The 14,761-nt window shown below is 66.4% G+C and carries 14 protein-coding genes; 5 read left to right on the forward strand and 9 right to left on the reverse strand.

Annotated elements, in window-relative coordinates; all coding sequences use genetic code 11:
- Window positions 1-17 precede the first annotated feature (17 nt).
- On the forward strand, window positions 18-986 hold the full coding sequence (locus PTT45_RS15480) for a GlxA family transcriptional regulator (RefSeq protein WP_273814431.1): 969 nt from the start codon (window positions 18-20) through the stop codon (window positions 984-986).
- Window positions 987-989: 3 nt separating this feature from the next.
- Here PTT45_RS15480 and cmoB read toward each other — a convergent pair whose 3' ends face one another.
- From cmoB to PTT45_RS15495, 3 genes are all read right to left on the reverse strand, one after another.
- Entirely contained in the window at window positions 990-1,961 is a 972-nt protein-coding gene (cmoB, locus tag PTT45_RS15485) for a tRNA 5-methoxyuridine(34)/uridine 5-oxyacetic acid(34) synthase CmoB (RefSeq protein WP_273814432.1), read from the reverse strand.
- A complete protein-coding gene (gene cmoA, locus PTT45_RS15490; RefSeq protein WP_273814434.1) occupies window positions 1,958-2,701 on the reverse strand; it encodes a carboxy-S-adenosyl-L-methionine synthase CmoA in 744 nt (247 codons plus the stop codon). The genes cmoB and cmoA overlap by 4 nt, the downstream gene beginning before the upstream one ends.
- A 65-nt stretch (window positions 2,702-2,766) precedes the next feature.
- Window positions 2,767-3,336: a hypothetical protein gene (locus tag PTT45_RS15495; protein ID WP_273814436.1), complete on the reverse strand. Its 570-nt coding sequence runs from the start codon at window positions 3,334-3,336 to the stop codon at window positions 2,767-2,769.
- A gap of 177 nt (window positions 3,337-3,513) precedes the next feature.
- On the opposite strand from PTT45_RS15495, the gene PTT45_RS15500 reads away from it, so the two are divergent.
- Window positions 3,514-5,205, forward strand: coding sequence for a diguanylate cyclase (locus tag PTT45_RS15500; protein WP_273814437.1), 1,692 nt, complete (start codon window positions 3,514-3,516; stop codon window positions 5,203-5,205).
- Here PTT45_RS15500 and PTT45_RS15505 read toward each other — a convergent pair.
- The 3 genes from PTT45_RS15505 to lon all read right to left on the reverse strand — a co-directional run bounded on the left by PTT45_RS15505 (window position 5,160) and on the right by lon (window position 9,067).
- Window positions 5,160-5,846, reverse strand: coding sequence for a lysoplasmalogenase (locus PTT45_RS15505; protein ID WP_273814438.1), 687 nt, complete (start codon window positions 5,844-5,846; stop codon window positions 5,160-5,162). The genes PTT45_RS15500 and PTT45_RS15505 overlap by 46 nt on opposite strands.
- Window positions 5,847-6,225: 379 nt before the next feature.
- Complete coding sequence (locus PTT45_RS15510; RefSeq protein WP_273814439.1) at window positions 6,226-6,627, reverse strand: protease inhibitor I42 family protein; 402 nt, start codon at window positions 6,625-6,627, stop codon at window positions 6,226-6,228.
- Window positions 6,628-6,676: 49 nt separating this feature from the next.
- On the reverse strand, window positions 6,677-9,067 hold the full coding sequence (gene lon / locus PTT45_RS15515; protein ID WP_273814440.1) for an endopeptidase La: 2,391 nt from the start codon (window positions 9,065-9,067) through the stop codon (window positions 6,677-6,679).
- 173 nt (window positions 9,068-9,240) lie between these two features.
- On the opposite strand from lon, the gene PTT45_RS15520 reads away from it, so the two are divergent.
- Window positions 9,241-9,993 carry a helix-turn-helix transcriptional regulator gene (locus PTT45_RS15520; RefSeq protein ID WP_273814441.1) on the forward strand — a complete coding sequence of 251 codons (753 nt, stop codon included), beginning with the start codon at window positions 9,241-9,243 and terminating at the stop codon, window positions 9,991-9,993.
- 3 nt (window positions 9,994-9,996) lie between these two features.
- Here PTT45_RS15520 and PTT45_RS15525 read toward each other — a convergent pair whose 3' ends face one another.
- The gene (locus tag PTT45_RS15525; protein WP_273814442.1) at window positions 9,997-10,851 is read right to left on the reverse strand and encodes a sulfurtransferase; all 855 of its coding nucleotides are present in this window, start codon (window positions 10,849-10,851) and stop codon (window positions 9,997-9,999) included.
- A gap of 118 nt (window positions 10,852-10,969) precedes the next feature.
- Between PTT45_RS15525 and PTT45_RS15530 the strand changes: the two genes are divergently transcribed.
- On the forward strand, window positions 10,970-11,761 hold the full coding sequence (locus PTT45_RS15530; protein ID WP_273814443.1) for a lysophospholipid acyltransferase family protein: 792 nt from the start codon (window positions 10,970-10,972) through the stop codon (window positions 11,759-11,761).
- Window positions 11,762-11,807: 46 nt separating this feature from the next.
- Here the strand turns inward: PTT45_RS15530 and PTT45_RS15535 are convergent, their stop codons facing one another.
- Entirely contained in the window at window positions 11,808-12,866 is a 1,059-nt protein-coding gene (locus PTT45_RS15535) for an SMP-30/gluconolactonase/LRE family protein (RefSeq protein ID WP_273814444.1), read from the reverse strand.
- Between the two features lie 42 nt (window positions 12,867-12,908).
- On the reverse strand, window positions 12,909-13,814 hold the full coding sequence (locus PTT45_RS15540; protein WP_273814445.1) for a LysR family transcriptional regulator: 906 nt from the start codon (window positions 13,812-13,814) through the stop codon (window positions 12,909-12,911).
- Window positions 13,815-13,948: 134 nt separating this feature from the next.
- On the opposite strand from PTT45_RS15540, the gene PTT45_RS15545 reads away from it, so the two are divergent.
- Window positions 13,949-14,692, forward strand: coding sequence for an SDR family oxidoreductase (locus PTT45_RS15545; protein ID WP_273814446.1), 744 nt, complete (start codon window positions 13,949-13,951; stop codon window positions 14,690-14,692).
- Window positions 14,693-14,761 lie beyond the last annotated feature (69 nt).

Genomic DNA, 14,761 nt, shown 5'->3' on the forward strand with positions numbered 1-14,761 from the left:
GGGCCATGAGAGACGCCATGAAGCGCATCGCCATCCTCGCCTTCCCAGGTTGCTGGGCCATGAGCCTGTACTCGGCCAGGGACTTCTTTCGCATCGTCGCGTTGCTCGAGGCGCATGTCGGCCTGGGCCAGGGCTATGCGGTGGAGATACTCACCGAGGACGGCGCACCGGTGGCCAGCGCCAGCGGGCCGCAGGTACCGGCGGACGCTCGCATGGCGGCGGGGCAGGTGTACGACCTGGTCATCGTTCCGGCGCTGGAGGGGCCGCGTATCGACGGGCTGCTGAAGGGCGCGGAGAACATGGTCGCCTGGCTGGGTGAGCACCTGCGCCGTGGTGCACCGGTGTTGGCACTGACCACGGGCAGCTGCCTGCTGGCCGCCACCGGGTTGGTCGATGGGGTGCTGCTGGCGACCCACTGGGCTTACCTGCGCCGTCTGCAGGCCGTGTTCCCACGTTGCCGCTTCACCGCTCACGAGTCCTATGTACAGGTCGGCGCCGTCTACAGTGCCGGTTCGCTCAACGGTGGCCTCGACGCGTTGCTGGCGCTGTTGGCCGCCGACCGTGGCGACCAGTTCGCCCAGCTCTGCGCGGCTCATCTGTTGGTATCCGAGCCGCGTCACCTGCAGCCGCTGCTGCCGGGGCATCGCAATCACCAAGACGAGGCGGTGCTGCGGGTGCAGGAGTGGATCGAGGCGCGGCATGCGGAGCCGCTGCGTATCGAGGAGCTGGCGCGGCGCTTCGGCTTCAGCGAGCGCAACCTGAAGCGGCGCTTCCAGGTCGCCACGTGCATCTCGCCCAATCTGTATCTGCAGCGGGTGCGCATCGACAAGGCGAAGAAACTGCTGATCGCCACGCGCCTGAGCGTCAAGGAGATTGCCTACGAGGTGGGTTACGAGAACACCAGCTTCTTCGTGCGCCTGTTCAAGCGCGAGCTTGGCAGCACGCCGGCCCAGTGGCGGCAGGCCGGGCGCCTGCCGCTTATCTAGAACTCAGGGTTTGCGCGCCAGCAGCACGGCACGGGTCGGCGCCGGCAGGTTCTCGATGGTGCGGCTGTGGTCGGCTGGGTCGAGGAAGTCGGGCAGCGACTGGAAGCGCATCCAGTCGGTGGCACGTTGCTCTTCCACGCTGGTGGTGGAGACGTCCACGCAGCGCACGTCGACGAAGCCGGCGCGGCGCAGCCACAACTCCAGCGCCAGCACCGAGGGCAGGAACCAGACGTTGCGCATCTGCGCGTAGCGGTCTTCGGGCACCAGCACCTGCTGGGCGTCTCCCTCGACCACCAGGGTCTCCAGCACCAGTTCGCCGCCGCGCACCAGCTTGTCCTTGAGGTCGAGCAGGTGGTCGATGGGCGAGCGGCGGTGGTAGAGCACGCCCATGGAAAACACGGTGTCGAAGCCTTCCAGCTTGGCCGGTAGCTCTTCCAGGGCCAGCGGCAGGTGCCAGGCCGGGGCGTCGGGCAGGTAGTTCTTCACGGCGAGGAACTGGTTGAGGAACAGCCAGTTGGGGTCGACGCCGACCACGCTGTCGGCGCCGGCGCCGAGCATGCGCCACATGTAGTAGCCGTTGCCACAGCCGACATCGAGGATGCGCTTTCCGGCCAGGTCGAGGTGCGGTGCGACCCGCGTCCACTTCCAGTCCGAGCGCCATTCGGTGTCGATATGCACGCCGAACAGGTCGAAGGGGCCTTTGCGCCAGGGAATCAGGCCCTGCAGTGCGGTCTTCAGTGTGGCCTGGGTAGCCTCGTCGCAGGCGGCCTCCAGGCGCAGGGCGTCTTTCAGTTCGGCATGCGCAGGTGTGAGCTTCGGCAGCGCCTCCACGGCGGCATACCAGCGTTCCAGGTCACCATGGCCGGCGGCGAGCTTGGCATCGAGCTGGCCGGGCAGGCCGGCAGCCCAATCCTGTAGCGGAGAGCCGGCCAGTTGCTGTTGCAGGGCGTCGAGGTCGAGGCGGCGGAAGATCATGGCAGGGCGATCAGCGAGGCGAAGTTGAGGCACTGGAACCAGGGCACGACCTTGCTGAAGCCCGCGGCGAGCAGGCGCTCGCGGTGCTGCTCCAGGCTGTCCGGTTTCATCACGTTCTCGATGGCGCTGCGCTTCTGCGCGATTTCCAGCTCGCTGTAGCCATTGGCACGCTTGAACGCCAGGTGCAGCTCGCCGAGCAGGGCGTGCTCGGCGTCGTCCTCGAAACGCAGTTTCTCCGAGAGGATCAGCGCGCCGCCCGGCAGCAGGGCCTGGCGGATGCGGGCCAGCAACTCCTGGCGTTGCTCCGGGGCAACGAACTGCAGCGTGAAGTTCAGCGCCACCAGCGAGGCGGGCTGGAAGTCCAGGGCGAGGATGTCGGCCTCGATCACCTCGACCGGCAGCAGCTCCTGGAACATGGCGTCCTGGGCGTGCAGGTACTCCGAGCAGCGCTCGACCATGGCATGCGAGTTGTCCACGGCGATCACCCGGCAGTCGTCGGTCTTCACGTGGCGGCGCAGGGCCTGGGTCACGGCGCCGAGGGAGCAGCCCAGGTCATACAGGGCGCTGTGCGGCTGGGCGAACTGCGCGGCCAGCACGCCGAGGTTCTCGACGATGGTCGGGTAGCCCGGCACCGAACGCTTGATCATGTCCGGGAAGACCTTGGCCACGTCCTCGTTGAAGACGAAGTCCGGCACCTGGTCCAGGGGCTGGGCGAAGAGGCGGTCGGGCTGCTGTTTCACGGTGATCGGTCGGCTGCGGAAAAGGCCGGCATTCTAGCCAAGAGAGCGCCGCGGCCCAACCGTCATCACTTCAGCTGGTCGGAAAAGAACTCACCGGCGCCCTGCAGCGGGCCCAGCGGATTGCGCTTGACCTCGTAGCGTCGGATGTTCGGTTCGCCGTTGCTGACCTTGTGCACCAGGGTGTCGTCGACCATCACGAACACGGCGCGGAAGGCCCAGCCCTGCAGCTCGCGCTGCTTGCGGAAGTTGAACACGTCGGCCCAGAAGCTGCCCACGCGCTGGGTGTCGGTCTTGTTGAAGTCGAAGGCATAGCCGACGCAGCGGTCCTTGGCTTCCAGGCACTGCACCAGGCCGTCCGGCAGGTAGGCGATGGGCACGTTGGGCTGGACGAACATCAGGCGGATATCGATGAACGAGAGCATCTTGCCGTTGCCCTCGGCCAGCGGGTCGAAGCCCAGGGCGAACAGTTCTGAGCGGGTGGTCTTGCCGGGCTGTGCCTGGGAGTAGCGGATTTCCGCATCCAGGTAGTCACTGAAGGGCGATGCCACTTCGGCGCGCTCGCTGGGCAACAGGCTGCCGCAGCCGGGAAGCAGGAGCAGGGATAGCGTCAACAGCACCCACGAATTGCCTTGCATGGCAGCCTCCTTCAATGGACCCGCCTTTCTCTATAGACGATTTGCCGAGTGGCTGCCGTCTCATGGATGAGACAGATGGTCGTTGTCGGCGATGGCTGGAAAATCGTGGCTAACCCCGGCGCAGCGGTTACTCTTATTGAACGAGAAGTACAGAGGGATTGCTGGAACATGCGAACGGTGACGCGACTTCAGGCCGGCTTCCTGCTGGCGCTCTTCATGCTCAGCCTCAACCTGCTGCTGCCATTGATGGGCGGGCGCTGGATGGATGCAACGAGCGCCCTCTACGAGCGCGATGAAGACCTGCTGGAGCGCAGCGAGCTGCTGCTGTCGGCGCTGGTGGATGGCGAGACCGGCCAGCGTGGCTTCGTCATCAGCGGTCGCGAGGATTTCCTCTCTCCGCTCTACCAGGGCTATGCCGAGGTCGACGAGCTGCTGCAGGAATTGCAGATCCTCCTGGCCGATGACCCGAAGCTATTGGGGCAGCTCGAGGCGTTGCGGCCGGTGCTGGCCGAGCAGCGTACCTATTTCGACGGTGTCATCAGCCTGCGCCGCGAGCAGGGCATGCAGGCCGCCAGCGAGCTGATCAGCCAGGGCCGCGGCAAGCGCCTGATGGACAGCATCCGCATGCAGGTCGACCACATGCAGGGCGAGCTGAAGAGCCGCATGTCGGTGCTGGAGTCGCGTCGCGAGTGGCAGCAGCAGATCGTGATGGGGCTGCTGGTATTGATCGCCATACTCGACCTGGCGGTGATCGCCTTGTTGTTCCACTTCACCTTCCGCACCCTCAGGGAAGGGAAGAAGGCGCGGGAGAACCTGCGTCTGCTCAGCGAGCAGCTGTCCACCGGCATGCAGCGTCTGGAGCTGCGTAATCGCGAGATTTCCCTGCTCAGCCGCATGGCCGGAGCACTGCACTCGATCACCCGCTTCGACGAGTGCTACAGCATCGTCGGGCGCTTCGCCGAGCAGCTCTTTCCGCAGAACACCGGCAGCCTGACCCTCTACCATCCCTCGCGAGACGTCCTGGAGGACGTTGCCCACTGGGGCGGCTGGGCGCAGGGCGCTGAGCTGTTCGAGCCGCATTCCTGCTGGGCGATCCGCCGGGGCCAGAGCCACCAGGTGGCAGACCCGGCCAGGGACCTGTTGTGCCCGCATCTGGAGGGGACGCCGATGGCCGCGCACGGCTACGTCTGCGTGCCGCTGATGGCGCAGGGCGAGCCGCTCGGCGTGCTGACCCTGGCCGGCGAACGCTCGGCCGATCTCGAGCTGGCCGAGGCGTTCGCCGAGCAGGTGTCGCTGGGCGTCTCCAACCTGTCGCTGCGCGAGAGCTTGCGCCAGCAGTCGCTGGTGGATGCGCTGACCGGTCTGCACAACCGCCGCTTCCTCGACGAGACCCTGCGTCGCGAACTGCTACGCGCCTCGCGCAAGCAGTCGCCGGTGGCGGTGGTGCTGCTCGATGTCGACCACTTCAAGCGCTTCAACGACACCTTCGGTCACGAGGCTGGGGACATGGTGCTGCGCAGCCTGGCGCTGGAGATGAAACGCAACGTGCGCACCAGCGACCTGGCCTGCCGCTACGGCGGTGAGGAGTTCTGCCTGGTGATGCCGGAGATCGGTCGCGAGGACGCCATCGACCGCTGCGAGGCGCTGCGCGTGGCGGTCAGCCGCCTGCAGGTGCGCTATGGCGGCCAGCCGCTGGGGCCGATCAACATCTCGCTGGGCCTGGCCTGGTTCCCGGAAGACGGCAGCGAGATGGATCGCCTGCTGCACGCCGCCGATACCGCGCTGTACCAGGCCAAACGCACTGGGCGTAACCGCCTGTGCATCTACAGCCGCGAGATGGATGGTGCCGAGGAGGCACCTTCTTCCTGACGTGCGCGTGAGGCCAGTACCACCGCCGAGGCGGCGATACCGAACTGGCCCAGCCAGTAGCTGAGGATGATGGCGTAGCGTGCGCCGTCGAACGGCGCGACGAAGCGGTTGATGCCGATCAGGCTGTCCGACAGCACGAACAGCGCCGCGCCGGCAGCAGCCAGCCAGGCCGAGCGACTGGCGACCTGGCCGACACGCGCCAGGGCGCGCCAGAGCATGGCGCCGATGGCCAGGCTGTAGAGCGCCACCGGCAGCAGCAGTTGGCCGAGCCCGCTACTCGCCAGCACGAAGAACATGCCGCCAGCCGCCGCTGCGGCAATCAGCAGGTCGAAGGGCGCCAGGCGCCGGGTGTCGCCCAGGTAGGCCACGAGGTAGGCGAGGTGGGCGAGCAGGAAGGCGCCCAGGCCGAACACGAATAGGTCAGCCGGCCATTCCAGCAGCATGTCACCGAGCAGAGAGAGAACCAGACCTATGCCGATCCAGCGCCGATAGGCACCTGCGGGCGCCTCATGCAGCCAGATCAGCAGGCAGATCACCGGCAGCGGCTTGCTCAGCAGGCGCAGCCAGGGCAGTTCGAGTTGGTGGCCGAGCAGGAACAGGACGACGCCAGCGAGGGCGACGAGTAGAAGCAATGGGCGCATGGCAAAGCTCTCTTGTTGTTTGCGCCCATTATTGTCATCGCGCTGGCCGAGGCCAGTACGAGGTATGCCAGCCGGGTTGGCTTATCGCGTCAGGAGCTGACGCCGAAGAGGCTGAAGGGCAGGAGCAGGCAGGTTGCCAGTCGAGGGTAGCGGGAGCCGAAGGTGGCGCCGAGCATTAGGCCGCCCAGTGCCCAGAGTGCGAGCTGGCCCAGCGAGGCGGGTAGTGTGGCGAGCGCCAGGCAACCTAGGCCGGCTATCCAGAAGCCAGCCAGAGCGCCGATCACGGCTCCTAGCGCGCGATCTCGTCTGCGGATGGGCGAATGCCACCAGTTAGAAAAGCGCAGCCGTTGCCTCTGGATGAACTGGCCTGGCATGCCGATCAGCGTACCTGGATCTTGCAGTCAATAATCTTGGCCGGCGCCACTTCGACTTCCCAGGGGCGGCGGTACTGCATCAGCAGGCGCCCTTCGCCAGGCTGGAAGGCCTGGTAGCGCCAGCTGGACTGGCCGCCAGCGCCGACCAGGCCGGCGTCTTCCGGCGTCACGTAGACCTCCGGGCCGAGGCTGCGCAGCACGCCGGGAGCAGCGTCGGCCACCACCCAGCGGAAGCCGGTGGTGGGGTTGCTTGGCAGCGTCACGGTCAGGGTCTGGCCGGCGTGCAGCTGCATCGGGCATTTGCCCAGCTGCTTCTCCTCCACGCTGACGCTGGGCTTGGGCTGCGAGGTGCAGGCGGCCAGCAGGGCGAGGCCGCAGGGCAGCAGCAGGCGGTGGGCACGGTTCATGGCGGACTCCTGTCGATCGAAAACCTGCACAGCATAGCGGGCGGCCGGATCAGCCGAACAGCACCTTGGCCACGTCGGCGTAGCGTTTGGCGAAGTGCACGGTGATTCCCGCTTTCAGGTAGTCCGGCAGCTCGGCGAAGTCGCCTCGGTTGGCCTCTGGCAGGATCAGCTCGAAGATCTTCTGTCGCCGCGCGGCGATCACCTTTTCACGCACGCCGCCGATCGGCATCACCTGACCGGTCAACGACAGCTCGCCAGTCATCGCCACACCTTTTTTCGGTGCCTGCTTGCGCGCCAGGGAGAGCAGGGCGCTGGCCATGCTGATGCCGGCACTGGGGCCGTCCTTGGGCGTGGCGCCATCCGGTACATGCAGGTGGACGAAGGCCTGGTCGAAGAAGGCCGGATCGCCGCCGTACTTCTTCAGGTTGGCGGTGACGTAGCTGTAGGCGATCTCCGCCGACTCCTTCATCACCTCGCCGAGCTGGCCGGTGAGTTTGAAGCCGCGGTTGAGCGTGTGGATGCGCGTGGCCTCGATCGGCAGGGTGGCGCCGCCCATGCTGGTCCAGGCCAGGCCGGTGATGATGCCGGTGCCGGAGAGCACCTGCTCGCCACGGAACAGCGGCATGCCGAGGTAGCCTTCCAGGTCCTTGGGGCCGATCTTCACCGGCGTGCCGGGTTCGTCGAGCAGCTTGACCACCGCCTTGCGCACCAGCTTGCCCAGCTGTTTCTCCAGCTGGCGCACGCCGGCCTCGCGGGCGTAGCCCTCGATCACCGCCTTGAGCGCGGTATCGCTGATGCTCAGCTGAGTTTTCTTCACCCCGGCCTTGTCCAGCTGGCGCGGCCACAGGTGGCGCTTGGCGATGGCCAGCTTCTCCTCGGCGATGTAGCCGGACAGGCGGATCACCTCCATGCGGTCGAGCAGCGGGCCGGGGATGGAGTCGAGGGTGTTGGCGGTGCACACGAACAGCACCTTGGACAGGTCCAGGCGCAGGTCCAGGTAATGGTCGAGGAACTCGACGTTCTGCTCCGGATCGAGGGTCTCCAGCAGCGCCGAGGCCGGGTCGCCCTGGTAGCTGGCTCCCATTTTGTCGATCTCGTCGAGCATGATCACCGGGTTCATCACCTCGGCTTCCTTGAGCGCCTGCACCAGCTTGCCGGGCATGGCGCCGATGTAGGTGCGGCGGTGGCCCTTGATCTCCGCCTCGTCGCGCATGCCGCCCACGCTGAAACGGTAGAACGGCCGGTCGAGGGACTCGGCGATGGACTTGCCGATGCTGGTCTTGCCCACGCCGGGCGGGCCGACCAGCAATACGATGCTGCCGGAGATCTCGCCCTTGAAGGCGCCGACGGCGAGGAACTCGGTAATGCGCGCCTTGATGTCCTCCATGCCGGCGTGGTGCTTGTCGAGCACCTGGCGGGCGTGGCCGAGGTCGAGCTTGTCCTGGCCGAACACGCCCCAGGGCAGGGCGGTCGCCCAGTCCAGGTAGTTGCGGGTCACCGCGTATTCGGGCGAGCCGGTCTCGAGGATGGCCAGCTTGCCCAGCTCCTCGTCGATGCGTTTCTTCGCCTGCGGTGGCAGGGTCTTGCCCTCCAGGCGGGCGTGGAATTCGTCGGCGTCGGCGCTACGGTCGTCCTTGGTGATGCCCAGCTCCTGCTGGATCACCTTGAGCTGTTCCTTGAGGAAGAACTCGCGCTGGTGCTCGCCGATCTTGCGGTCGACCTCGGCGGACAGCTCGTTCTGCAGGCGTGCGACTTCCACTTCCTTGCGCAGCAGCGGCAGCACCTTCTCCATGCGCTTGAGGATCGGCACGGTATCCAGCACTTCCTGCAGCACACTGGCGGGGGCAGTGGTCAGGGCAGCGGCGAAATCGGTCAGCGGCGACGGGTCGTTGGGGCTGAAGCGATTCAGGTAGTTCTTCAGCTCCTCGCTGTACAGCGGGTTGAGCGGCAGCAGCTCCTTGATCGCGTTGATCAGCGCCATGCCATAGGCCTTGACCTCGTCGCGCTGGTCGTTGGCGCTCGGCGGATATTCCACCTCGGCCAGGTAGGGCGGGCGATGGCGCTTGAGCCAGCCGCGCACCTTGACCCGTCCCAAGCCCTGGGCGACGAATTGCAGCTTGCCGTCCACCCGGCTGGCCTGGTGAATCTTCACCAGGGTGCCGTGTTCGGGGAGCGAATCGGTGTCGAAGTGGCGCGGGTCGCTCACCGGCTGGTCGACGTAGAACAGCGCCATGCACTTGTGTTCGGTGTTGGCCACCAGCTCCAGGGTCTCGGCCCAGTGCTCTTCGCTGACGATCACCGGTAGCACCTGCGCCGGGAAGAACGGACGGTTGTGAATGGGCAGGACGTACAGCTTGTCCGGCAGCGACTGCCCGGGGAGGGCCAGGCTAGTGGCTTGCGGGGTGATCTCGGCTTCGATGTAGTCGGAACTGTCGCTCATGACGGTCCTTGCAGGGCAATCGGTGGTAGGCAGTTAGATGGGGTGACCCCGACGGCATTTCAACGATTTGTCCTGACGACTACAGGTGCAACCTTTTCCCGTTTGTCGGTGATACTGCCGAAATTGGGTGCAACCCGGTAAAGTGCAACCCTTTCCGACAGCAGCTCCGGATCATGCTCAACGCCCGTCTCGCCCGCCTCGACGATCAGGCCCATGCCCACGCTCATGACCACCATCAACTGGTGATGTCGTTGTCGGGCCGCGCTGAATTCGAGGTCAGTGGCTGTGGCGGCGAGGTCTGCCGCATGCGTGCCTGCCTGGTGCCGGGCGATGCCGGGCACGAGTTCGCCGGCATGGGCGACAACCGCATGCTGATCCTCGATCTGGACGAACAGGACACCTCGCCGCAGGACCTGGAATTGCTCGCCCAGTTGTTTGAGAGCCCGCGCTATCCGGCGCTGGACGCCGATTTCCAGAACCTGCTGAGCTATGCCGGCGCCGAGCTGGCCCGCTATGGCAGCGACCAGCACCTGGCTCGTGCCCTCGGCGGGGTGCTGCTGCGAGCCTTGCACCTGCGCCTGTTCGGTGAAGGTCGCCGGCAGCTGGTGGCCGGCCTGGATATCGCACGGCTGGATGCCTACATCGGCGAGCACCTGGCGCGGCGCATCACGGTGATCGAACTGGCCCAGGTGGCCTGCCTCAGCCCCAGCCATTTCCACGCCCAGTTCAAGGACAGCCTGGGCCTGACCCCGCACCAGTACCTGCTCAAGACCCGCCTCGACAACGCCGCGCGCATGCTGCGCGAAAGCCCGCTGCCGCTGGTGCGGATCGCCGAGGAGTGCGGCTTCTCCAGCCAGAGCGCGCTGACCACGGCGATGCGTCGCTACATGGGCCTCACGCCCAAACGCCTGCGCGGGCTGCAGTAAGCCTCAGTCGCCGGTCGCCACCGGGCGTGCCGGGTCGGTGATCCATTCGCTCCAGGAGCCCGCGTACAGCGGCGCCAGCGGATAGCCGGCCAGGCTCATGGCGAACAGGTTGTGGCAGGCGGTGACGCCCGAGCCGCAATAGGCCACCAGTTCCTCTACCGGGCGCGCGCCGCGCAGGGCGTCGAAGCGCGCGCGCAGCAGCTCGGCTGGCAGGAAGCGGCCGTCGCCACCGAGGTTGTCGGTGAACACCGCGCACTGGGCGCCCGGGATATGCCCGGCCACCGGGTCCAGCGGCTCCACTTCGCCGCGGAAGCGCGGCAGGGCGCGGGCGTCGAGCAGGGTCATCTCGGCACGGCCAAGGCGTTGCTGCAGTTGTGCGGCGCTGAGCAGCAGCGCGGTGTCCGCCTGGCCAGTGAAGTCGCCGGGCTGGTTGGCGGGCAGCTGATCGGTCAGTGGCAGGCCAGCTTCCTTCCAGGCCTTGAAGCCGCCGTCGAGGATGCATACGCCGTCGCGCTTGCCCAGCCAGGTCAGCAGCCACCAGGCGCGGGCGGCGAAGGCGCCGGGGCCGTCGTCATACAGCACCACGTCGGAGTCGTTGTCGACGCCCCAGGCGCGCAGCCTGGCGATCAGTGCGTCGGGTTGCGGCAGCGGATGACGGCCGGTCACGCCCTTGATCTTGGCGGACGACAGGTCGTGCTCCAGGTCGGCGAAGCGGGCGCCGGGAATATGCCCCTCGGCATAGCTGCGCGTGCCGTGGGTCGGATCGTCGAGGGCGAAGCGGCAATCGAGAATCACCAGGTTGGCCTGATCCAGACTGGTGTGCAGGCGTTCGGCGGTGATCAGCTGGGCGAGGGGCATGGGACCTCCTGTGTCGAATTCATGACTAGGCGCATCTTAAGGACAGCCACGAATAACCAGAAGCGAACCCGAGCGTCTTTTTCGGCTCATACAGCGGTTCGCCATTTGAGGTAGCCCCATGCTCAGCCTGCAACCTGCCATCGAGAGTGCCAACCTGGCCCGCCGTGTCGGTGTCGTTCTCGGATCCGCGCTGGTCACCCTGTATTACTGCGTCCTGATTCTGCTGCGCGGTGTGTGCGGGCGTTTGCGTCGTGCCGACGTGGATCGCTACACCCGGCGCTGGTCGGGGCTGCTGCTGCGGCTGGTACGGATGAACCTCAGCGTGCATGGCGTGATGCCGGACTTCAATGACGGCCGCCGCTACATCCTGCTCAGTACCCATGCCAGCCACTACGACATTCCGGCCAGTTTCGTCGCCCTGCCAGGTTCGATCCGCATGCTGGCGAAGAAGGAGCTGTTCGGCATTCCGGTGTTCGGTTCGGCGATCCGCGCCGCCGAGTTTCCCTCGGTGGACCGGCACAACCGCCACCAGGCAGTGAAGGACCTGGAGAAGGCGCGCGGCATGATGGAGAGCGGCATCGTCCTGTGGGCGGCGCCGGAGGGCACCCGCTCCAGGGATGGCCAGCTGCTGCCGTTCAAGAAGGGCTGCTTCCACCTGGCCCTGGGCACCAACGCGATCATCATCCCGATCGCCTTCCGCGGCATCTCCGAGGTGCTGCCGGCGCGTACCTGGCGCTTCAACCTGGGCTTGCCGGTGCAATTGCACATCGGTGCGCCGATCGACGCCAGTCGCTATAGCCCCGAGCAGTTGCCGGAGCTGATGGCGCAGACCCGCTTGAGCATGCAGGAACTGCTGGGGGCGCCAACCCCGAGTGTGGTGCCGGTGAGGTTGGCCGAACAGCCGGTCTGAAACGAAAAAGGCCCGCCGAATGGCGGGCTTTTTCATGGGGCCGCTATCAACGGATTTGCAGCTTGCCGATGCGGTCATTGTCCAGGCTACCCAGATACAGGTAGTCGCCCACCGGCTTCACCGAGGTGACCATGCGCAGATGGGTGCCGCTGGTGTCGTGCAGGCTCTGCACGATCTCACCCTGTTCGTTGAGGGCGATGGCCAGGCCGTAGGAAGCCGGCTTCGGCCACAGCGCGCGCGGCAGCTTGGCCAGCTGGGCCTTGATCCACGGCTGGTTCTGCAGAAAGTCGGCGTCGCTCTTGCGCGGTGTCGGCAGGGCCACCCAGAAGGTGCCGGCGCGGTCGCCCTGTAGGTTGTCCGGCATGCCCGGCAGGTTGTCGGCGAAGATCTCGTGGGTACCGGCCTTGTCACCCTTCAGCCAGTAGCGCTGGATGCGGTAGCGATAGGTCTCGTTGACCAGGACGAAGTCCTCGTTCTGCGACAGGGCCACGCCGTTGCCGAAGTACAGGTCCTTGAGCAGCACCTCGGTCTTGCCGCTGGCCGGGTCGAAGACCATCAGGCGGCCATAGGGGCGGCCTTCGAGCAGGTCGAGCAGGTAGTCTGGCTGCTGGAACTTGCTGGAGGCGTCGGTGAAGTAGATGCGCCCGTCACTGGCGATATCCAGGTCGTCGGTGAAGGCGAACGGCACGCCATCGGCGGCGGTGGTCAGCACCTCGATCTTGCCGGTCGGGTCGATGCGCAGCAGGCCCTTGTAGGCGTCGGCGACGATCAGGTTGCCCTTGGCGTCGAAGTCCATGCCCAGCGGGCGGCCGCCGGTGGCGGTGAAGGTCTCGACCTTGCCGTCGGTGATGCGGATTACCCGGCCATCATGCAGGCCTGCATAGACCCGGCCCTGGGCGTCCACCGCGGTGTCTTCCGGGCCGTGGATCTGCCCCTGGCCCATCAGCTCGGCCTTCATCAGGGTGTCGTTGGGCTCCAGCACGCCGGTCATCTGCGGCGCCTGTTGCGGCTGCCAGGCCAGCGGTTCGATGGGGCTTGGGGTGAGGGCCAGGTAGCTGGCGGCGCCGGCCAATAGCAGGACCAGCAGGCCGAGGAGTTTCTTCATTTTTGTTATTCCCTGTGGAAGAAGTGGGCGCAGTGTAGCGGTTCAGCGGGGCGATAGCGCAGCACCCAAGTGCTGGAATAGGTGGTCATAAACCAGGCGCACCCGTGCCGCCACCGGACCGCGTTGGGGGCGGTAGATGAACAGCTCGAAAGGCTCCGGCGCGATGTCGGGCATCAGTGCCTGCAGGCGGCCGCTGGCCAGATGCTGGTCGATCAGGTAGCCCGGCAGCTGGGCGATGCACAGGCCGGCGAGGGCGGCGGCGCACTCGCTCTGTTGATCGTCGGTGGTGAAGGCCGGGCGACTGGGCACGAATTGCTGCTGGCCGGCGAAATACCAGGGCCAGATGCGTCCGGTGTTCTGGTCGACCAGCGCGGACAGCGGCAGCTCCTGTAGCGCCTGCACATCGTTCGGCACGCCGCAGCGTTGCAGCAGGGCAGGTGCTGCCACCACCTGCAGGTGGATCGGCGCGATGACCCGGGCGATGTAGCTGCGGTCGCGGACGAAGCCGATGCGCACGCCGATGTCGATGCGCTCGTCCACCGTATCGGCGATCAGCTCGCTCAGGCGCAGGTCCAGTTCGATCTGCGGATGCTCGTGCAGTAGCGGCGCCAGCAGCGGCAGCAGGATGTCGCGGCCGATCGAATGCGGCGCGGTGATGCGTACCGTGCCGGCCAGGTCCTGGCGCTGTTCGCGGCTGTGGCGCTGGAACAGCTGGTCGACGCCGCCGAGCGCCGGGCGTGCCTCGCTGGCCAGGCGTTCGCCGAAGCCGGTGATGCGCACCTGGCGGGTGCTGCGGTGGAACAGCTGCTCGCCGAACTGGCTTTCCAAATCCTGCACCGCGCGGGTCACGGCCTGCGGCGAGATGCCCAGGCGGCTGGCCGCCTCGCGGAAGCTGGCGGATTCGGCGGCGCAGCAGAAGATGCGCAATAGCTCCATGCGGTTGAGCATGGTGGCTCCTTTGTTCCTGTTTTTGGAATTTCTAAATCCTATCTATTCCATTCTCTTCACTAAAGCGCTTTTCCATACTCGCCGCCACGCAGAAGCCTTCTGCCAAATTCGAACCTGAATCGGGAGTGCCGAACATGAGCAACAACATCAGCGACAAAGTGGTAGTGATCACTGGCGCCAGCAGTGGCCTGGGCGAAAGCACCGCACGCCACCTGGCCGCTCGCGGCGCCAAGGTGGTGCTGGCGGCGCGCCGTACCGAACGCCTGGAAAGCATCGTCGCGGAACTCCGCGCAGCCGGTGGCGACGCCATCGCCGTGACCACCGACGTGACCGTGCAGCAACAGGTCCAGGCCCTGGCCGATGCGGCCATCGCCCAATACGGCCGCATCGACGTGATGGTCAACAACTCGGGCCTGATGGCCATCGCGCCGATGGAGCAGGGCCGCACCGACGAGTGGGATCGGATGATCGACATCAACATCAAGGGCGTGCTCTACGGCATCGCCGCCGTGCTGCCGCAGATGCAGAAGCAGGCCAGCGGGCAGATCATCAACATCGCCTCGGTAGCCGGGATCAAGGTGTTCTCGCCGGGTGGCACCGTCTACAGCGGTACCAAGTTCGCCGTGCGTGCGATCAGCGAAGGCCTGCGCCATGAGGTTGGTGGCAGCATCCGCGTTACCGTCATCTCCCCCGGCGCGGTGGATTCCGAACTCAAGCACGGCAGCTCCGACGAGGCCTCGTCGCGCAACGTCAACGAGTTCTACAAGCAGGCCATCCCGGCCGAGTCGGTGGCCCGCGCCATCGCCTATGCCATCGAGCAGCCGGCAGACGTGGACATCAGCGAAGTGGTGCTGCGTCCGACCCAGCAGGAGTTCTGATTGGCTGCGAGCGACCGGGCCTGCTCCGGTCGCTCGAGTGCCCGGCCAGCGTGCCGGGCATATATACTG

The organism is Pseudomonas sp. Gutcm_11s, from assembly GCF_028649395.1.
In the GTDB taxonomy this organism is placed as follows: Bacteria; Pseudomonadota; Gammaproteobacteria; order Pseudomonadales; family Pseudomonadaceae; genus Aquipseudomonas.